Annotated in this window: 22 protein-coding genes and 1 tRNA gene; 16 read left to right on the forward strand and 7 right to left on the reverse strand. The window is 36.9% G+C overall.

All coding sequences use genetic code 11. The features are described from left to right. Positions 1 to 70: 70 nt before the first annotated feature. The 15 genes from trxB (at position 71) to ASG31_RS06675 (ending at position 12,212) form a co-directional block, all read left to right on the forward strand. Positions 71 to 1,012, forward strand: a complete 942-nt coding sequence (gene trxB, locus ASG31_RS06605) for a thioredoxin-disulfide reductase (RefSeq protein WP_056029567.1) — start codon at positions 71 to 73, stop codon at positions 1,010 to 1,012. A gap of 51 nt (positions 1,013 to 1,063) precedes the next feature. Next, positions 1,064 to 1,432, forward strand: a complete 369-nt coding sequence (gene crcB, locus ASG31_RS06610) for a fluoride efflux transporter CrcB (RefSeq protein WP_056029570.1) — start codon at positions 1,064 to 1,066, stop codon at positions 1,430 to 1,432. Between the two features lie 141 nt (positions 1,433 to 1,573). Further along, a tRNA-Ser gene (locus ASG31_RS06615) sits at positions 1,574 to 1,644 on the forward strand. Positions 1,645 to 1,950: 306 nt separating this feature from the next. Continuing rightward, positions 1,951 to 2,808, forward strand: coding sequence for an ATP phosphoribosyltransferase (gene hisG / locus ASG31_RS06620; RefSeq protein ID WP_056029572.1), 858 nt, complete (start codon positions 1,951 to 1,953; stop codon positions 2,806 to 2,808). Between the two features lies 1 nt (position 2,809). After that, on the forward strand, positions 2,810 to 4,102 hold the full coding sequence (gene hisD / locus ASG31_RS06625) for a histidinol dehydrogenase (RefSeq protein ID WP_056029576.1): 1,293 nt from the start codon (positions 2,810 to 2,812) through the stop codon (positions 4,100 to 4,102). Next, the gene (gene hisC, locus ASG31_RS06630) at positions 4,089 to 5,120 is read left to right on the forward strand and encodes a histidinol-phosphate transaminase (protein WP_056031322.1); all 1,032 of its coding nucleotides are present in this window, start codon (positions 4,089 to 4,091) and stop codon (positions 5,118 to 5,120) included. The genes hisD and hisC overlap by 14 nt, the downstream gene beginning before the upstream one ends. After that, a complete protein-coding gene (gene hisB / locus ASG31_RS06635; RefSeq protein ID WP_056029579.1) occupies positions 5,117 to 6,211 on the forward strand; it encodes a bifunctional histidinol-phosphatase/imidazoleglycerol-phosphate dehydratase HisB in 1,095 nt (364 codons plus the stop codon). The genes hisC and hisB overlap by 4 nt, the downstream gene beginning before the upstream one ends. A 1-nt stretch (position 6,212) precedes the next feature. After that, on the forward strand, positions 6,213 to 6,791 hold the full coding sequence (hisH, locus tag ASG31_RS06640; RefSeq protein ID WP_056029583.1) for an imidazole glycerol phosphate synthase subunit HisH: 579 nt from the start codon (positions 6,213 to 6,215) through the stop codon (positions 6,789 to 6,791). A 2-nt stretch (positions 6,792 to 6,793) separates the two neighbouring features. After that, a complete protein-coding gene (gene hisA, locus ASG31_RS06645) occupies positions 6,794 to 7,516 on the forward strand; it encodes a 1-(5-phosphoribosyl)-5-[(5-phosphoribosylamino)methylideneamino]imidazole-4-carboxamide isomerase (protein ID WP_056029586.1) in 723 nt (240 codons plus the stop codon). Then, positions 7,509 to 8,261, forward strand: a complete 753-nt coding sequence (hisF, locus tag ASG31_RS06650; protein ID WP_056029589.1) for an imidazole glycerol phosphate synthase subunit HisF — start codon at positions 7,509 to 7,511, stop codon at positions 8,259 to 8,261. The genes hisA and hisF overlap by 8 nt, the downstream gene beginning before the upstream one ends. Beyond that, entirely contained in the window at positions 8,258 to 8,845 is a 588-nt protein-coding gene (hisIE, locus tag ASG31_RS06655; RefSeq protein ID WP_056029592.1) for a bifunctional phosphoribosyl-AMP cyclohydrolase/phosphoribosyl-ATP diphosphatase HisIE, read from the forward strand. The genes hisF and hisIE overlap by 4 nt, the downstream gene beginning before the upstream one ends. A 128-nt stretch (positions 8,846 to 8,973) precedes the next feature. Beyond that, positions 8,974 to 9,531, forward strand: a complete 558-nt coding sequence (locus ASG31_RS06660; protein WP_056029595.1) for a C40 family peptidase — start codon at positions 8,974 to 8,976, stop codon at positions 9,529 to 9,531. Between the two features lie 105 nt (positions 9,532 to 9,636). After that, positions 9,637 to 10,449: a 2,3,4,5-tetrahydropyridine-2,6-dicarboxylate N-succinyltransferase gene (locus ASG31_RS06665; protein ID WP_056029598.1), complete on the forward strand. Its 813-nt coding sequence runs from the start codon at positions 9,637 to 9,639 to the stop codon at positions 10,447 to 10,449. A gap of 10 nt (positions 10,450 to 10,459) precedes the next feature. Continuing rightward, positions 10,460 to 11,134, forward strand: coding sequence for a glycosyltransferase family 32 protein (locus tag ASG31_RS06670; protein WP_056029601.1), 675 nt, complete (start codon positions 10,460 to 10,462; stop codon positions 11,132 to 11,134). Next, positions 11,118 to 12,212, forward strand: a complete 1,095-nt coding sequence (locus ASG31_RS06675) for a glycosyltransferase family 4 protein (protein ID WP_056029604.1) — start codon at positions 11,118 to 11,120, stop codon at positions 12,210 to 12,212. The genes ASG31_RS06670 and ASG31_RS06675 overlap by 17 nt, the downstream gene beginning before the upstream one ends. 61 nt (positions 12,213 to 12,273) lie before the next feature. Here the strand turns inward: ASG31_RS06675 and ASG31_RS06680 are convergent, their stop codons facing one another. The 6 genes from ASG31_RS06680 to thrS all read right to left on the reverse strand — a co-directional run bounded on the left by ASG31_RS06680 (position 12,274) and on the right by thrS (position 18,125). Continuing rightward, entirely contained in the window at positions 12,274 to 13,203 is a 930-nt protein-coding gene (locus ASG31_RS06680) for a M28 family metallopeptidase (RefSeq protein ID WP_056029608.1), read from the reverse strand. Between the two features lie 30 nt (positions 13,204 to 13,233). Beyond that, complete coding sequence (locus ASG31_RS06685) at positions 13,234 to 14,394, reverse strand: M28 family peptidase (RefSeq protein ID WP_056031325.1); 1,161 nt, start codon at positions 14,392 to 14,394, stop codon at positions 13,234 to 13,236. Positions 14,395 to 14,485: 91 nt separating this feature from the next. Next, on the reverse strand, positions 14,486 to 14,830 hold the full coding sequence (rplT, locus tag ASG31_RS06690; protein ID WP_056029615.1) for a 50S ribosomal protein L20: 345 nt from the start codon (positions 14,828 to 14,830) through the stop codon (positions 14,486 to 14,488). A 119-nt stretch (positions 14,831 to 14,949) separates the two neighbouring features. Then, entirely contained in the window at positions 14,950 to 15,147 is a 198-nt protein-coding gene (rpmI, locus tag ASG31_RS06695) for a 50S ribosomal protein L35 (protein WP_027385360.1), read from the reverse strand. A gap of 370 nt (positions 15,148 to 15,517) precedes the next feature. Then, complete coding sequence (infC, locus tag ASG31_RS06700; protein WP_185113201.1) at positions 15,518 to 16,018, reverse strand: translation initiation factor IF-3; 501 nt, start codon at positions 16,016 to 16,018, stop codon at positions 15,518 to 15,520. Between the two features lie 169 nt (positions 16,019 to 16,187). Further along, entirely contained in the window at positions 16,188 to 18,125 is a 1,938-nt protein-coding gene (thrS, locus tag ASG31_RS06705) for a threonine--tRNA ligase (RefSeq protein ID WP_056029618.1), read from the reverse strand. 139 nt (positions 18,126 to 18,264) lie between these two features. On the opposite strand from thrS, the gene ASG31_RS06710 reads away from it, so the two are divergent. Further along, the gene (locus ASG31_RS06710) at positions 18,265 to 19,239 is read left to right on the forward strand and encodes a dipeptidase (RefSeq protein ID WP_056029621.1); all 975 of its coding nucleotides are present in this window, start codon (positions 18,265 to 18,267) and stop codon (positions 19,237 to 19,239) included. Positions 19,240 to 19,254: 15 nt separating this feature from the next. Here ASG31_RS06710 and ASG31_RS06715 read toward each other — a convergent pair whose 3' ends face one another. Next, positions 19,255 to 19,437 (reverse strand): hypothetical protein, encoded by a 183-nt coding sequence (locus ASG31_RS06715; protein WP_056029624.1) that lies wholly within the window; start codon positions 19,435 to 19,437, stop codon positions 19,255 to 19,257.

Raw genomic sequence — 19,437 nt, forward strand, 5'->3', positions numbered from 1 at the left:
ATCATTAATTTTACTTTAATAAAACATTAAAAATTCCGACCTTAGCACCCTTGAAAATGACAAATAAATTATGGAGCAAAATATTTTAGATTGTGTGATTGTTGGTTCCGGACCTTCTGGTTTTACCGCAGCCATTTATGCAGCAAGAGCAGACCTTAAACCCGAATTGTACACAGGTTTAGAGCCAGGTGGACAGTTAACAACGACTACAGAAGTTGATAACTTCCCAGGTTATCCGGCAGGAATTACTGGCCCTGAAATGATGATGGATTTGCAGAAACAAGCCGAAAGATTCGACACCAAAGTGCATTACGAAATGATTACCAAAGCTGAATTCTCAAATGAAGTTGGTGGTATCCACAAATTATATGCAGGGAATAGGGAAATTTTGGCAAAATCTGTGATTATTTCTACTGGAGCCACAGCAAAATATTTAGGTTTAGACGACGAAAAAAAATACAACGGTGGAGGAGTATCCGCATGTGCAACCTGCGACGGATTTTTCTACAGAGGAAAAGATGTTGTGGTTGTTGGTGCAGGAGATACTGCGGCTGAAGAAGCAACTTACCTTGCTAAACTGGTGAATAAAGTAACCATGTTGGTAAGAAAAGGCGAGTTCAGAGCTTCAAAAGCGATGATTCACAGAGTGGAAAACACACCGAATATCGAAGTGAAATTCCACCACGAATTAATCGGAATTGAAGGTGAAAATAATTTAGTGGAAAGAGCAGTGGTTATCAACAACCAGACTCAGGAAAAATCTACCGTAGATGTTCACGGAATTTTCATCGCCATCGGACACAAACCGAATACAGATATTTTCGTAGGTCAAATCGATTTAGACGAAAACGGATATATCGCAACTGAAAAAGGTTCTACGAGAACAAATCTTCCAGGCGTATTTGCTGCCGGAGACGTTCAGGATCACATCTACAGACAGGCAATTACAGCGGCAGGAAGTGGCTGTATGGCTGCCATGGATGCTGAAAAGTATTTGGCTGAATTGAATTAATTTTAATTACAAAATGCGAAGCGCACCTCATATGTGCGTTTCTTTTTTAATATGAGAAATCTGTTTTTCATCTTTCTTGGTGGCGGAGTTGGGAGCATTGCACGTTATCTGATGTCGTTTTACACCCAAAAACTTTGGACGATTAATTCATTTCCGACGGGAACTTTTGTGGTCAATATTTTGGGCTGTCTGCTGATAGGGTTTCTCAGTTCGTACTTTTTAAAAGTTGATAATTACCTCAAATATCTTTTGATAACAGGATTTTGTGGTGGCTTTACAACATTCTCCGCATTTTCAGTTGAAAATTACTCATTGTGGCAGAGTCAAGATTATTATACTTTAATGATCTATGTTTCATTAAGTGTAATTTTGGGTTTTGGAGCCGTAATTTTAGGAATCAAAGCAGAAACTTTAATTTGAGGCATATTCTCTATTAAACTAATTAATCTGATTTTTAAGGAATTAATAATTAAACTTAAATTTTATTTTAAGAATATTTTGTCAGAATTTAAAAACATCCTATATTTGCACCACTGAAAACGGGATACCGTAGCAGTATTTGGAGAGATGGCAGAGTGGTCGATTGCGATAGTCTTGAAAACTATTCGGGGGTTCGAATCCCTCTCTCTCCGCAGAAAAGCATCGTTTGTACGATGCTTTTTTTTATTGGTCTAAATTATTTTAAAAAATATATTGTAAGTCTGAATTATTAGATTTACATTTGCAGTACAAATTTCAACAATGAAACCGAATTTTTTAACAGTACATCATTATCATCATCTCTGCTAAGACGGAATTGATTGATTATGCAACACTGTTAAAATATCAAATAATACAAACCGTCTGAGTAAACAGACGGTTTTTTGTTTCTAAATTCTTCCCGGAAAATTTATTTCATTTAATCATTTTATTTGCTCAGACCTAACAAAAAAGTTAATATGAGTACATTAAAAATAGCTGTTCAGAAAAGCGGACGGCTGTACGAAGAATCTCTTCAGCTTCTCAAAGATTGCGGAATTTACGTCAATAATGGTAAAGATCAGCTTAAAGTTTTGGTAGATAATTTTCCTTTGGAAATTATGTATTTAAGAAATTCAGATATTCCACAATATCTGGAAGATGGAGTGGTAGACATCGCAATTGTAGGTGAAAATCTGCTGATAGAAAAGCAAAAAAATATTGAAATTGTTCAAAAACTGGGCTTCTCTAAATGCAGAGTTTCTCTGGCAGTTCCCAAAGAGATTGAAAATGATGGCCCCGAGTATTTCGAGGGGAAAAGAATAGCAACATCCTATCCCAACACATTAAAAAGTTTTCTAAAAGAAAAAAATATTTCTGCAGACATCCACATCATTTCGGGTTCAGTAGAAATCGCTCCAAACATCGGTCTTGCAGACGGCATCTGTGATATTGTAAGTTCCGGAAGCACCCTGTTTAAAAATGGTTTGAGAGAAACTGTAACTCTCATCAGGTCTGAAGCGGTTTTGGCGAAAACGAATGCTTTAGAAATGGAAAAAGAGCGTATTTTAGAAAAGCTTCTGTTCAGAATTCAGGCTGTTTTACGGGCAAAAAATTCAAAATACATTTTGATGAACGTTCCTGATGATAAAATTTCTGAAATTTCAAATGTTTTACCTGTTTTGAAAAGTCCTACCGTTATTCCGCTCGCAGAAAATGGCTGGAGCAGCATTCATTCTGTAATTGATGAAGAGCGATTCTGGGAAGTCATCGATGAGCTTAAAATTAAAGGTGCGCAGGATATTTTAATAATTCCAATCGATAAAATGGTGATTTAGTATGATAATTAATCAGTATCCAAAAAAAGAAAACTGGTCAGAATTGGTTGAAAGACAGATTTTACCGAAACAGAAACTGGCAGAAACCATTGCGGAAATCTTCACAGAAGTTGAGAAAAATGGCGATCAGGCTTTAAAGTATTTCAATAAAAAATTCGATGCTGCAGAGTCGGAAAATCTCAGAGTTTCAAATCGTGAAATTGAACTTGCGGAACAGGCAGTCAGCGAAGAATTGAAAACAGCAATAAAGGTTGCAAAAGAAAACATTACAAAGTTTCACGCAATACAAAGTAGTAATATTGAAAAGATTGAGACTACAGAAGGAGTGATTTGCTGGCGCGAAAACAGAGCCATTGAGAAAGTGGGAATTTACATTCCCGGAGGTACCGCGCCGCTATTTTCCACGGTTTTGATGCTGGCAATTCCCGCACAGTTAGCGGGTTGCAGCAAGATTGTTTTATGCACACCGCCAGACAAAAACGATAACGTAAATCCCGCGATTCTCTATACTGCAAAATTATGTGGAATTTCTGAAATTTTTAAAACCGGAGGCGCGCAAGCCATTGCTGCAATGACTTTTGGGACAGAAACGGTTCCTGATGTTTATAAAATTTTCGGTCCTGGAAATCAGTTTGTGGTTGCTGCAAAAGAATATGCCCAAAGTTTTGGAGTTGCCGTTGATATGCCTGCCGGACCAAGTGAAGTTTTAGTCATTGCCGACGAAACTGCTGTTCCTGCCTTTTGTGCCGCAGATTTACTTTCACAGGCTGAGCACGGAAGCGACAGTCAGGCTGTTTTTATTTCAACAAACTTGAAAATTTTCAACGAAACCATGAATGAGGTTCAAAAGCAGATCAAAGAACTTCCACGGAATGAAATGGCTGAAAAAGCACTGGAAAAAAGTCATTTCATTTTGGTTGAAAACATTGACGAGGCATTGGATTTCAGTAATTTATACGCTCCGGAACATTTGATTTTAGCGGTAAAAGATTTTGAAAATTACATTCAGAAAATTCAAAACGCAGGTTCGGTTTTTCTTGGAAATTATTCCTGTGAAAGTGCGGGCGATTATGCGAGCGGAACAAATCATACGCTTCCCACCAATGGTTTTGCCAAAAATTACAGCGGTGTTTCACTAGATAGTTTTGTGAAGAAGATTACATTTCAGAGCCTGTCAGAGAAGGGGCTTCGGAATTTGGGTAAAACAATAGAAATAATGGCGGAGGCAGAAGGTTTATTTGCTCACAAAAACGCAGTTTCCATCAGATTAAAAAATGAAAATGAAGAAATTTAATATCAATCAGTTTGTTCGGAAAAATATTCTCGAATTAAAACCATACGTGAGTTTCAGAGATCAGAATACGTTTGAAAATCCTGTTTTTCTGGATGCTAATGAAAGTCCGTTTGGGGATTATAACCGCTATCCCGATTCTACACAAAGGAAACTCAAACAAAAACTTTCAGAGCTGAAAAATGTTTCTGTAAATCAAGTTGCTGTCGGAAATGGAAGTGATGAACTGATCGATTTAATCACCAGAATATTCTGTGAACCAAAAAAAGATTCTGTTTTAATGATGAATCCGTCTTTTGCAATGTATGGTTTTTACGCATCCATCAATGAAAATAAGGTGGTAAAGCTGAATTTGGATGAAAATTTTGAAATTATAAAAGATGATTTTTTAAGCATCGTAAAAGATAAATCGCTGAAAATTTTCTTTTTATGTTCACCAAACAATCCTACGGGAAATTCCATTGAAGACATTGAATTTTATCTCGAAAATTTTAACGGAATTGTAATAGTAGATGAAGCGTACATCGAATTTTCAGAAAAAAAATCCTGTAGAGAATTATTAGGAAAATATCCCAATCTGATTGTTCTTCAGACCTTTTCAAAAGCCTGGGGAATGGCCGGTGCGAGAGTGGGTATTGCTTATGCTTCAGAGGAAATTATTAAAATCATTAATACGGTGAAATCGCCTTATAATCTCAATTCTTTAAGCTTAAATTTTGTTTTGAAAAATATTGATAAACAGAATGTTTTAGATTTTAACATCAAAAATACTTTAAGCGAAAGAATCAGGTTAGAAAAAAGTTTTGAAGCGGTTAAATGCATTAAAAAAGTTTATAAGAGTGACGCCAATTTCTTCCTGATCGAATTTGATGATGCAGAAAAGGTTTACCGGAAATTATTGGAAAACGAAATTCTGACGAGTAAAAGAGATCCACAAATTCCGAACTGTATCCGCATTAATGTAGGATCGGTGGAAGAAAATTACAGATTAACTGATGTTTTAAAAAATATTGAATCATGAAAAAAGTATTGTTTATAGACCGGGACGGAACATTAATTATGGAGCCACCTTTAGATTTTCAGGTCGATTCTTTAGAAAAACTTGAATTTTATCCGGGAGTATTTCAAAATCTTTCTAAAATCTCAAAAGAACTGGATTTTGAACTGGTAATGGTGACCAATCAGGATGGTTTGGGAACAGACAGTTTCCCGCTGGACACGTTCATAAAACCACAGGAGAAAATGTTGAAAGCATTTGAAAATGAGGGTGTTATTTTCAGCGATATTTTAATTGACAGAAGTTTTGAACACGAAAATTTACCGACCCGAAAACCGGGAACAGGAATGCTCATCAAGTACATTTACGGAAATTACGATCTTGAAAATTCTTTCGTGATTGGTGACAGGCTTACAGATATTCAGCTGGCCAAAAATTTGGGTTCAAAAGCGATTTTCATCAATAAAACCGGGAGTTTCGAGGCAGATTTAAACACTGAAAGCTGGAGTGAAATTTATTCTTACCTAAAACAGATTCCCAGAAAGGCAAAAGTTTCCAGAAAAACCAATGAGACTGAAATTGAAATTGAAATCAATCTGGACGGAAGCGGTAAATCAGAAATTTCCACTGGTCTGCATTTTTTCGATCACATGCTTGAGCAAATTTCAAAACACGGAAATTTAGACCTGAAAATAAAAGTAAACGGAGACCTTCAGGTTGATGAGCATCACACCATTGAAGATACAGGAATTGTCTTTGGTGAAGCGGTTTTGAAAGCATTAGCCAATAAAAAAGGAATAGAAAGATACGGATTTCTTTTACCCATGGACGACTGTCTGGCTCAGGTAGCCATTGATTTGGGAGGAAGATCCTGGCTGGTTTGGGAAGCAGATTTTAAACGTGAAAAGATCGGCGATGTGCCTACAGAAATGTTTTATCACTTTTTTAAATCTTTCACAGATTATTCAAAATCAAATCTGAATATCAAAGTGGAGGGAGAAAACGAACATCACAAGATAGAATCGGTGTTTAAAGCGTTTGCAAAAGTGATTAAAATGGCCGTAAAACAGACAGATCAGAATTTCAGTATTCCATCCACAAAAGGAAGTTTATAAAATGATTGCAATTGTTAAATATAACGGAGGAAATGTAAGTTCAGTGCAGAATGCTTTAGAAAGACTGAATGTGGAATCTGTGGTCACAGACGACTTCAGTGTCATCAGAAAGGCAGAGAAAGTAATATTTCCGGGGGTGGGTGAAGCGTCGTCTGCGATGAAGATTTTGAAGGGAAATGGTTTGGCAGAATTAATTCCGGTTTTAAAACAGCCTGTTTTAGGAATCTGCTTAGGAATGCAACTGATGTGCAAAAATAATGAAGAAGGAGATACCGTAGGGATGGGAATTTTCGATATCGATGTAAAAAAATTTCCGCCGGAAAATCTCGTTCCACACATGGGATGGAATACCGTTTCAGAACTGAAATCGCCTGTTTTTTCTGGTGTTTCCGAAGATAATGATCTGTATTTTGTTCACAGTTTTTATTGTGGAATTTCAGAATACACAACTTCAGTTTGCGATTATATTTTGCCCTTCAGCGCATCTCTGCAGAAAGATAATTTCTACGGAATGCAGTTTCACCCGGAAAAATCAGGTGAACTGGGAAGCAGGCTGTTACATAACTTTTTAAAACTTTAATTATGAAAATTATTCCGGCAATAGACATCATCGACGGGAAGTGCGTGCGGCTTTCTCAGGGAGATTATGCCACAAAGAAAATATACAGCGAAAATCCGGTAGATGTTGCCAAAGAATTTGAAAGTTTTGGGATAAAATATCTTCATTTGGTTGATTTGGACGGAGCCAAATCTAAAAACATAGTCAATCAGAAAGTACTAGAAAGTATAGCAAAAGAAACAGGTTTGAAAATTGATTTCGGTGGCGGTTTGAAAACTTTGGAAGATATTGAAACCGCTTTCAGTGCTGGCGCAAACCAAATTACAATTGGAAGTATCGCTGTAAATGATCCGGGATTTTGCTTTTCCCTGATTGAAAAATACGGTTCAGAAAAAATTATTCTCGGAGCCGACTGTGAAAACAGAAAAATTAAAACCTCAGGTTGGCTCGAAAGCAGTGATAATGACGTCATTGATTTTATTTTGAAATATCAACAGAAAGGAATTAAGAAGGTGATCTGTACAGATATTTCCAAAGACGGAATGTTGCAGGGCGCTTCCACAGAGCTTTACAGCGATATTTTATTAAAAACGGGTATTGAGTTAACAGCAAGTGGCGGCATTTCATGTATGGAAGATGTGGAAAAAATGAAAGAAATTGGCTGTTCCGGAACTATTATCGGAAAAGCCTTTTATGAGGGAAAAATAGAAATGATTCAACTGCAGAAATTTATTGAAAATGCTTAAAAAAAGAATAATTCCCTGTCTTGATATCAAAGACGGAACAACGGTGAAAGGTATCAACTTTCTTGAACTCAGGAATGCTGGAAACCCAGTGCAGCTGGCGAAAAAATATGAGCAGGCAGGCGCTGATGAATTGGTGTTTTTAGACATTACCGCAACGGTAGAAAAAAGAAAAACCTTTGTAAATCTGGTAAAGGATATCGCCAGAGAACTCAGCATTCCATTTACAGTGGGCGGCGGAATTTCAACAGTGGAAGATGTGAGACGGCTTCTGGAAGCTGGAGCAGATAAAATCAGCATCAATTCTTCTGCAGTAAAAAATCCTTTATTAATTTCAGAATTGGCAAAAGAATTTGGAAGTCAATGCATTGTAGTTGCTATCGATACAAAATTTGTCAATCAGGCAGACTGGGTTCATATAAAAGGCGGAAGAGAAATTACCGAACAGAAAACCCTTGGGTGGGCAAAAAAAGCCGAAGAACTGGGAGCCGGCGAAATACTTTTAACCTCGATGGATGGAGATGGAACTAAAAACGGTTTTGATGTAAAAATTACAAAATCAGTTTCAGAAACAGTCAATATTCCGGTGATTGCTTCCGGTGGTGCCGGTAGAACTGAAGATTTTGAAAAGGTTTTCACCGAAACAAAAGCTACGGGTGCTTTGGCTGCAAGCATTTTCCATTTTGGTGAAGTGGAAATTCAGGATTTAAAAAACAGTTTAAAACTTAAAAATATAGAGATAAGATGAAGATCGATTTTAATAAAAATAATGGATTGGTTCCGGTAATCATTCAGGACGACAGAACACTGCAGGTTTTAATGTTAGGTTATATGAATGCCGAAGCTTTGGAAAAAACAGAAAACGAGGGTGTTGTAACTTTTTTCAGCCGGTCAAAAAATAGACTTTGGACGAAAGGTGAAGAATCCGGAAATTTCTTGACAGTAAAAAGTATTGACATAGATTGCGATCAGGACGCAATTCTGATTAAAGTTTTTCCGAAGAATATCGTCTGTCACACAGGAAGTTTCAGTTGTTTTGGTGAAAAAAGCTCTAAAGGTTTTTTATACGAACTGGAATCTGAAATCAACAGGAGAATCAACGAAAAGACAGAAAACTCATACACATACGGATTGTATCAGAAAGGAATAAATAAAATTGCCCAAAAAGTAGGAGAGGAAGCTGTGGAACTCGTGATAGAAGCAAAAGACAGCAATGAAAATCTTTTCAAAAATGAGGCTGCAGATCTGCTCTATCACTTTTTAATATTACTTAAAGCCAAAAATCTAAGTGTAGAAAATATTGAGCAGGTGCTTTCAGCCAGAAAGAAATAAGCTTTTTTTATTTCAGAAAATGAAAATTCTAACGCAGGAAACCGTTTTGCGAAATTGTTTGCAGAAGGTTTTCAGTTTTTTTTCAGCATCTATTTTCACTATATTTGAAACGTATTTATATTCTGAAAATGAACCGATACTTTTCTTTAAAAATTTTATTGCGTTTTTTTGCTGTTTCTGTACTTGTAATTTCCTGTGGAAGTTCTAAATCTGCAGCTGTAAAAGGCAAAAATTCTACAAAATCTACCATAAAAACTGAAAATCTCAGAGCACTGGATTCTGAATTTGACGGCAAGATTTCGTCGTCAGCCAAAAGTATTTTAAAAGACGCAGAACATTATCTCGGATCACCTTACAAATATGGGGGGAACACTTCATCAGGTTTTGACTGTTCAGGTTTAACAGTTAAAGTTTTTGACGAAAACGGGTTAAAACTTCCGAGAAGATCAGCAGATCAGGCAGATTTCGGCAAAAAGATAGATATTAAAAATTCTCAGCCGGGAGATTTACTTTTCTTTGCAACAGCCGGAGGAACCATGGTTTCTCACGTTGGGATTGTGTACAGCATTGAAAAAGACGGTGAAGTGAAATTTATTCACGCTTCTACATCAAAAGGCGTGATTATTTCTTCGCTTAACGAAAAGTACTGGAACAAAGCTTATCTGCATGCGCAGCGTGTTTTGTGATTCTATCATACTTTCAGAAACATTTAGCAAAGATTCAGACTTTAGTTTTAGGCCAAAACTTTCGTATCTTTGGAATTCATTATTTTAACAAAATTCAAATAAAAAATGTCATTACAACAAACTATCGAGAATATCTGGGACAACAGAGAATTATTACAGAATGAAGACAGCCAAAAAGCAATCAGAGAGGTTATTTCTTTGGTAGACAAGGGTGAGCTTCGTACCGCAGAACCTACAAAAAACGGATGGCAGGTAAACGAATGGGTAAAAAAAGCCGTTGTAATGTATTTCCCAATTCAGAAAATGGAAACGATTGAAGTGGGTCCTTTTGAATTTCACGACAAAATGCCTTTGAAAAGAAACTATGCCGAAAAAGGAGTGAGAGTAGTTCCTCATGCCATCGCAAGAGAGGGTGCTTACATTGCGCCAGGTGTGATTTTGATGCCTTCTTACGTAAACATTGGAGCTTATGTTGATTCCGGAACGATGGTGGATACATGGGCGACTGTTGGAAGCTGCGCACAGATTGGTAAAAATGTTCACCTTAGTGGTGGTGTGGGTATCGGTGGTGTGTTGGAACCTCTGCAGGCTGCACCGGTAATTATTGAAGATGACTGTTTTATCGGTTCAAGATGTATTGTGGTAGAAGGCGTTCATGTAGAAAAAGAAGCAGTTTTGGGAGCAAATGTGGTGTTGACAGCTTCCACTAAAATCATCGACGTGACCGGTGAAACTCCAGTTGAAATCAAGGGTAGAGTGCCTGCAAGATCAGTAGTAATCCCTGGAAGTTATACGAAACAGTATCCTGCGGGAGAATATCAGGTTCCATGTGCTTTGATCATTGGGCAGAGAAAAGAATCTACAGACAAAAAAACGTCTCTTAATGATGCTTTGAGAGAAAATAATGTAGCGGTTTAATTATTGTTCAATGGCAATTCCCAAACAGATATTTCAAACTTTTAAGACCAGTAATCTCCCTTGGATTACCAGGTTTTACATCAAAAGGATGCTCAGGAAAAATCCTGAATATGAATATCATTTTTATGATGATGAGAGAATTCAGAAGTTTTTTAAAGATGAGTTTCCACCGGAATATTTAAAAGCCTACAACCGGCTTACCATTGGGGCTGCCAAAGCAGATTTTTTCAGATACGCTGTTTTATACAGAAAAGGCGGAGTTTATCTTGACGTAGACAGTGGAATTAATATTCCTCTGCGAGAGCTGATCCGTGAGGATGATGTTGCTTTGGTTACCGATGAAATTCCGCCCACATATTATGTACAATGGGGTCTGGTGTATGCCGCAGGACACCCGTTTTTACAGCGCACTCTGGAAAATATTTTAGATAATATTAAAAACAATCCGCACCCGCACAACGTTCATAAAACCACAGGGCCTACCGTTTACACGGATTCTGTAAAACAGTGTCTGGCTGAAAATCCGGAAATTCCACACCGTTTTTTAGCACCGCATTATGATAACAAAATGCAGTTTAAATACAGAATGGGAAAATTTTTTCTTTACAGCGACAAATCTGAGCACTGGAAGAAGAAACAGCTGTGCCAGAACATTATAAAACCAGAAGATGAAGATAGCATTTGATGCCAAACGTATTTTTTCCAGCGTTTCCGGATTGGGAAACTATTCCCGCGATTTGGTGAGAATTCTCTCTGATTTTTTTCCTGAAAATCAATATGTTCTGATCAGTAAAAAAACTTCAGAAAAAGGAAAATATTTACTGGAAAGAAAGAATATTTCGCATCTGAAAACTTCTAAAGGAACACTTTCGAGGCAGTTGAAAATGGGAAAAGATGCACAGAATGAGGGTGCACATATTTTTCATGGTCTTTCTGGCGAACTCCCGTTAAGATGGAACAGTAAGCCTATCAAAAAAGTAGTAACAATACACGATCTGATATTTGAACGATATCCAGAGTATTATACCTGGCTTGACCGAAAGATACATTTTTTGAAATTCAAAAAAGCCGCAGAATCTGCAGACAAAATTATTGCGATTTCCGAACAGACCAAACGGGATATTATTCATTATCTGAAAGTTCCGGAGAGCAGGATTGAAGTGATTTATCAGGGTTGCCATCATGCTTTTAAAGAAAGTCATTCTGATGAAATGATTGATCAGGTAAAGACAAAATTTCAGCTTCCTGAAAGATTTTTGTTAAATGTAGGAACAGTAGAACCGCGAAAAAACCTTCTGAATGTTGTAAAAGCGTTGAAAGGGACACAAATTCCACTGGTAGTTGTAGGTACAAAAAAGCCAAAATATTTTAAGCTTCTTGAAAAGGAGATTAAAAAAAGTAAAATTGAAGTTCAGTTTTTAACAGGTGTTTCGATGGACGAACTGGCGGTCATTTACAAAATGGCAGATATTTTTATCTATCCAAGCTACTTTGAAGGATTTGGAATTCCTGTAATTGAAGCTTTATTTTCCAAAACAGTAGTTATTACAAGCAATACAAGCTGTCTTCCTGAAGCTGGCGGCCCGGATTCTGTATATGTAGATCCTAAAAATCATTTGGATATTCAGGCAAAAATAAAATTTCTGTGGGATAATGAATCTGAAAGAAGACGCCGTGCTGAAAAAGGGTTTGAATTCGTTCAGAGATTTAACGATGAACCGATTGCTAAAGAATTAATGAATCTTTATAAATCATTACTTTAATTTTTTCTAAACATAAAAAAACCTCGCTAAACGGCGAGGTTTTCTGTGCTGTCTCACAAAATTACTTTTTGTCTTTATCCACTTTGGAAGCCTCTGCGAAATGCTGCAAAGCTCCCAGAGTAGCCTTTCCGATATTGAAAACATATCTGGTATCCGTATTGGCAAAAGTATCATCAGGAGTATGAGGAAGCTCACTTCTTAAATATTCAAAAAAACCGGTAATCACTTCACCTTTTCTTTCAAAAGAAATATAATCGGTATCTTCGGCAGGGTCTAAAGCGGTTTTGAGAGGGGAATAAAGCGCAACATATTTCTGTAAATTATGGGTAGCTTCAGTTGATGCTTTATTGTTTTTAGACGTTCCACCCTGATCTTCATCACAATATACTGTATCATGGAAAAGTCCTTTTTTTCCGCCTACCTGATCCAGGTTGAAAACGAGTTTGATATCAAACTGTCGCACGTTATCTTTATAAACCACGTGGTCTACATAATGTCTGCTTCCTTTCAATCCCTGTTCTTCACCCGAAAAATGGATGAATTTTATTGAGTAATCCGTTGGTACATCTCTCAAAATTCTTGCAGCTTCCATGATAATGGCAGTTCCGCTTCCGTTATCATTTACGCCCGGACCGTTGATGCTGTCGAAATGCCCGCAGATGATGATATATTTGTCAGGATGCACAGTTCCTATTTTGGTAATAATCAGATTTTTAGACTCAGCTTTTCCTGTTTTAAAAGGATCTTCAGAAATCTGATCTTCTGTAAATCCGTAGGAAATATATTTACTTTTAATCCAGTTGAAAGCGTTTTCATTTTCTTTAGAACCGGTAGTTTTTATTCCCAAACCTTCAAATTCTTTAAGATTGGCAACAATATTTTTTTCTGAAATCATATCAACTCTTGTCTGATACGCAGGAACTGCATTCTGAGCCTGAAATCCCGCTGCTGCAAATGACAGGAGAACGAGGGAATGAATTTTTTTAATCATTTGTTTTGTAAATTCTGAGATTTCAATTTATTATTCAATGATAATTTTCCTGGATGTTGTTCCCCCATTGAAACTGATGGTACAGACGTAATTGCCTGAACTTATTCCTGAAACATTTACTTCATTCTGATTTTCAGATTTTAAAACAGATTTTCCGCTCACATCTGTAATTTCAACTTTAAAGTTTTTTACCGAAGAAGGTGTGTCAATGTATAAAATATCTTTTACCGGATTGGGATATATTTTAATCTGATCTGTATTTTTCTGAGTTTCATTCACAGATAAAGTTGTAGTGGCAACAGCAAAATGCTGCAAAGCTCCTACAGCAGCTTTTCCCACTTTAAAAACATACACGGGATCTACATTCGCAAAAGTGTCATTGGGTGTATGCTGATTTCCGCTTACAGGCGTTTCGTAAAAACCGGTAATGATATCGCCTTTGTTTTCAAAAGGAACATAATCTGATGCAAAAGCATTAGACATATTCACCAGAAGAGGCGAGTAGAGTGTAGTACAGTTGGCCAGTTGCTGGGTCATTGCGAGAGATGCTGCGTTATTGCCGGTCTGTCCGCTCTGGTCGCTCTCACACGTGATTGTTGTATTGGGATTTCCTATTTTACCTCCCACCTGATCGATATTAAAAACCACTTTCAGGGTCAGCTGACGCACGTTGTTATTAAAAACCACATTGTTCACATAATGATTGCTGCCCAAAAGACCTTGCTCTTCCCCGGAGAAGTGAATAAATTTAATCGAATATTCGGTGGGTACATCCTTCAGAATTCTCGCTGCTTCCAGCAGAATAGATGTTCCGCTCCCGTTGTCGCTTACCCCCGGACTGTTGATTGTGTCATAATGTCCGCAGATAATCACGTAAATATTAGGGTAAACTGTACCTGTTTTTGTAACGATTAAATTGTTGGATGTACTGCTTCCTGATGTGAAAGTATCTTCCGTCATATCACTAATTGTGTATCCGTAAGAAAGATACTGGTTTTTCAGCCAGGCCAGTGTATTGTTATTGGCCACAGATCCTGTAGTTTTAACTCCAAAATTAGAGAATGACTGCAGTAGACTGGTGATATTGGTTTGGGTAACCATATTTGCTCTATCCTGGTAGGCCTGTATAAAGGTCTGCCCGGAAGCCAGGCTTACAATTGCTAATGATAATACTGAGAGTGCTTTTTTCACTTTAAATTTTATTACTGTAGACAAATTTAGATAATAAAAAAATCCCAAGCAAAAAACCCGGGATTTTATATTGATAACAAAATAGTTTAAATTATTTTACTTGATCTACAACAGCTTTGAAAGCCTCAGGATGATTCATTGCAAGATCTGCAAGAACTTTTCTGTTTAGCTCGATGTTGTTCTTTTTAAGAGCTCCCATAAACTGAGAGTAAGACATTCCGTGCTCTCTGGCTCCCGCGTTGATACGAGTGATCCAAAGAGATCTGAAGTTTCTTTTCTTCTCTTTTCTACCACGGTAAGCATAAGACATTGCTTTTTCTACCGCGTTTTTAGCTACGGTCCAAACGTTTTTTCTTCTACCGAAAAAACCTTTAGCCAGCTTTAATACTTTTTTTCTGCGAGCTCTTGAAGCTACGGCATTTACTGATCTAGGCATAATGTAATTGTTTTTTTGAATTCAGCGCTGCTTGTTTCATCAGACTTTGGAGCTGCAATTCAGGGTTAAATTGTTGAATTTGTTTGAATTCTTATAAACCGAATTAGGATTTATAAAAACTACTTAATTGCTAATTGACGCTTAACGCTTTTTTCGTCCACTTTCGCTACATAAGAAGTAGTAGTAAGATTTCTCTTCTGCTTCGTTTCTTTCTTAGTCAAAATGTGGCTTTTGTAAGCATTTTTTCTTTTGATCTTACCAGAACCAGTAAGAGCAAAACGCTTCTTAGCACCTGATTTCGTTTTTAATTTTGGCATTGTTCTGCTTTTTTATGTTTTGTCATCAATATCTTTTAATCTACCAATGAATCAGTTTACCAGTTTACCAATATTGTTACATTGATACATTGTTAAATTGTTACATTGATTTTGGACGTGCCCCTCAGTCATTCATTCCGCTTCGCTGCATTCACTCCTTCGGGTCGGGCTATCCATTACAAGTCCTCGCGCCTCTGCATTTCCCGTCGCCTGCTGTGGGCTTTTCATTACTATCCCTCACGCGTTGAAATGGTGTGCAAAATTACGAAAAATAATAATACGAAAAGAGACTTTCAATGAAAATCTCTCCCGTTATGCATAGTTTTAAAATCTGAAAAACAAAAATTCAGACTAAAACTGTAAATTCTGTTTATTTCGCAGGCTTTTTAGGGCTCATCATCATGATCATTCTTTTTCCTTCAAGTTTAGGAAGCTGATCTACTTTTCCCACGTGCTCCAGTTCCTGAGCAAGTTTCAGAAGTAAAATTTCTCCCTGATCTTTAAAGATAATAGAACGGCCTTTAAAAAACACGTAGGTTTTCAGTTTAGAACCTTCCTCTAGAAACTTTTCAGCGTGTTTTTTCTTAAACTCATAATCGTGCTCGTCAGTCTGAGGCCCGAAGCGGATCTCCTTTACAACCACTTTTATCTGCTTAGCTTTCAGTTCCTTTTGTTTTTTCTTTTGCTCATAAAGGAATTTTTTATATTCCAGTATTCTTGCAATAAACGGTTCTGCCTTATCAGAAATTACTACCAAATCCAGATCCTGCTCAGCGGCAATCTGTCTTGCTTTATCGATAGGATAAATTCCCGGCTCTACGTTATCGCCCACCAAACGAAGCTCTCTCACACGAATTTTATCGTTGATCAAGTGTAAGTCCTCCTGTACAGGACGTCTTTGTGGGCCCCTGTTGTTAAATCTTTGTGCTATTGTATTATAATTTTATTGGTTAATTTTCTTTAATGCAATCAGTGATTTCTCTTCCTGACTGCTTTTTCTATTCTGAATTTGCGTTTCGCCGGTAGCCAGCAGCTGAAAGCTATACGCCAAATTCAAATCCTGTCTTTGACTGTTCTTTAAAGTAAGTAACGAAGTTTTCAATGCTCATCGCACCAAGATCACCTTCGCCACGTCTTCTTACAGAAATTGTGCCATCATTCTCCTCATTTTCGCCTACAACAATCATGAATGGGATCTTTTTCAACTCTGCATCACGGATTTTTTTACCCGTTTTTTCGTTTCTGTCGTCAATTAATCCGCTAATATCGTGATTTTCTAAAAGTTGTGAAACTTTTTTCGCATAATCTGTATATTTTTCACTGATCGGAAGGATAATGAACTGATCCGGGGCCAGCCACAACGGGAAATCACCAGCAGTATTCTCAATCAGAATTGCAATAAATCTTTCCAGAGAACCAAACGGCGCCCTGTGAATCATTACCGGTCTGTGCTTTTCGCCATCGCTTCCAGTATACCAAAGATCGAATCTTTCAGGTAAATTGTAATCCACCTGAATGGTTCCCAACTGCCATTTTCTTCCTAATGCATCTTTTACCATAAAATCCAGTTTAGGACCGTAGAAAGCTGCTTCGCCGTATTCAGTTACGGTATTCAGACCTTTTTCTGTAGCAGCAGTTACAATTGCTGTTTCTGCTTTCTCCCAGTTTTCGTCTGTACCGATGTATTTTTCTTTATTTTCAGGATCTCTTAATGAAATCTGAGCCGTAAAATCAGCAAATCCTAATGAACCGAAAACATAAAGAACCAAATCAATCGTTTTCTTAAATTCATCCATCAGCTGATCAGGAGTACAGAACAAATGCGCATCATCCTGAGTAAATCCACGAACTCTCGTTAAGCCGTGAAGTTCTCCACTTTGCTCGTATCTGTAAACAGTACCGAATTCTGCATATCTTTTCGGCAAATCTCTGTAGCTCCATTGTGAGGTTTTGTAAATCTCACAGTGGTGTGGGCAGTTCATTGGTTTCAGCATAAATTCTTCTCCTTCATTCGGAGTTTTGATCGGCTGAAAACTGTCTGCTCCGTATTTGTCCCAGTGACCGGAAGTTACATACAATTCTTTTGATCCGATGTGTGGCGAAATCACAAATTCGTAACCTGCCTTTTTCTGAGCAACAGAAAGGAAATTTTCCAGTTTTTTTCTCAAAGCGGCACCTTTAGGCAACCACAACGGCAAACCCTGACCTACCTTTTCTGAGAAAGCGAAAATCCCTAATTCTTTACCTAATTTTCTGTGATCTCTTCTTTTGGCTTCCTCTAATCTTTCAAGATATTCAGTTAATTCTTTCTGTTTTGGGAAAGAAATACCGTAGACTCTTGTTAACTGAGGATTGTTTTCGTTTCCTCTCCAGTAGGCACCCGCAGCATTTAAAACTTTAAAAGCTTTTACAATTCCTGTATTCGGAATATGACCTCCACGGCAAAGATCTGTGAAGTTGTCATGTGTTACAAAAGTGATTTCTCCATCGTTAAGATTAGAGATCAGTTCAACTTTGTACGGGTTGTCTGCATACGTTTTTAATGCTTCCTCTTTAGAAACTGGGTAAAGAGAGAATGTTGATCCTTTTTTAGCGTTTTCTAAAACTTTCTTTTCAATTTTCTCAAAATCTTTATCCGTCAAAACCTCGTCACCGAAATCTACATCATAATAAAAACCGTTTTCGATGGCAGGACCAATCGTTAACTGAGCATTGGGATAAAAATCAAGGATAGCCTGTGCCAGAAGGTGTGCAGAAGAGTGCCAGAAGGCTTTCTTACCAAGGTCATCGTTCCAGGTCAGAAGCTGTAAAGTAGAATCTGTGGTTATAGGTGTGGTTACTTCTACCTGCGTGCCGTTTACAACTGCGGAAATGGTGTTTCTAGCCAATCCCTCGCTAATAGATTTTGCCACATCCAAAGGAGTCACTTCTCCTTCAAATTCTCTGACGCTCTGGTCTGGAAGTGTAATTTTTATCATTGTTTACTAAGAAATTTTAGGTTGCAAAAATACGTTTTTTTTATTTAAAACCGTACAAAACCCTATATTTGAATTGAGAATTAATGTTGAAACTCAAGAGAAATCAATTTAATTAAATCAAATTTTTAAAACACAAATTATGAATAACTTTAATATCGACCTGCATTGTGACCTTTTATATTATTTATTGAGAGCAGATGCCAGTCCTGACGACAAAGAATTAGGCTGTTCTTTACCATTTCTGAAAGAAGGAAATGTGAGATTGCAGACAATGGCAATTTATGCTCCAACCGCCAAAAACAGCGCAATTTTAGGATTTAATCAAAGTGAAATTTTTAAAAACCTCATCGGAAATTCCAATTTTTTCCATTTTAATCTTAATAATTTTGATGAACTGGAAAATAGAAATAAGGTTGGGATTTTAGCTTCTGTAGAAAATGCATCGTCTTTTTGTGAGGAAGATTGTCATCTGGATGAAGGTTTCGAAAATTTAGAAAAAATCATTCAGAACACAAAAAATCTATTGTATATCGGCTTAACACATCATTCTGATAATCGTTTTGGTGGAGGAAATAATTCTGAAGCTGGAATAAAATCTGACGGAAAAATATTGATTGATTATTTAAGCGAAAAGAAAATTGCAATTGATCTCGCTCATACAAGCGATCAGTTGGCGTATGATATTCTGAATTATATTGACCAGAGAAATTATAAAATTTCATTATTGGCGAGTCATTCAAATTTCAGATCGGTTTACAGAAACAACAGAAATCTACCTGAAGAACTGGTAAGAGAAATTGTTAACAGAAAAGGTTTAATAGGTTTAAATTTTATCAAAGATTATATTGATGTACAGAATCCGGAAAGATTGTACAAACATATTCAATATGGCGTAGATTCAAATGCAACGGATAGTTTAGCTTACGGCGGAGATTTCTTTTACGACAAAAATCATCCGGATAAATCACGTTATCCGTTTTTCTTCAAAGATTTTGAAAATGCGAAGGCTTATAATTCTATCAATAAAAGAATCAGTGAAGAATTTTCGTCTGAAATTATGAGTAAAATAAGTCATGCAAATGCTTTAGATTTCATTAAAAGATTGTGGGCATAAAAAAATACTAAGCTTTCACTTAGTATTATCTGTTTTTCCTGATTTGTTCTTTGAAGACTTCTGTACATCTTCCTTATCTACATCAGGTGGATTTTGCTTATCTGAAGATGCCGGAATATCGCGGAAATCTTCATTCTGTTTTGTGGTTTCTGCAGAATTTGCAGATTCTTTCTTTTTGTGATTTTCGTCTGTACCCAT

The organism is Chryseobacterium sp. Leaf404, from assembly GCF_001424145.1.
GTDB lineage: Bacteria > Bacteroidota > Bacteroidia > Flavobacteriales > Weeksellaceae > Chryseobacterium.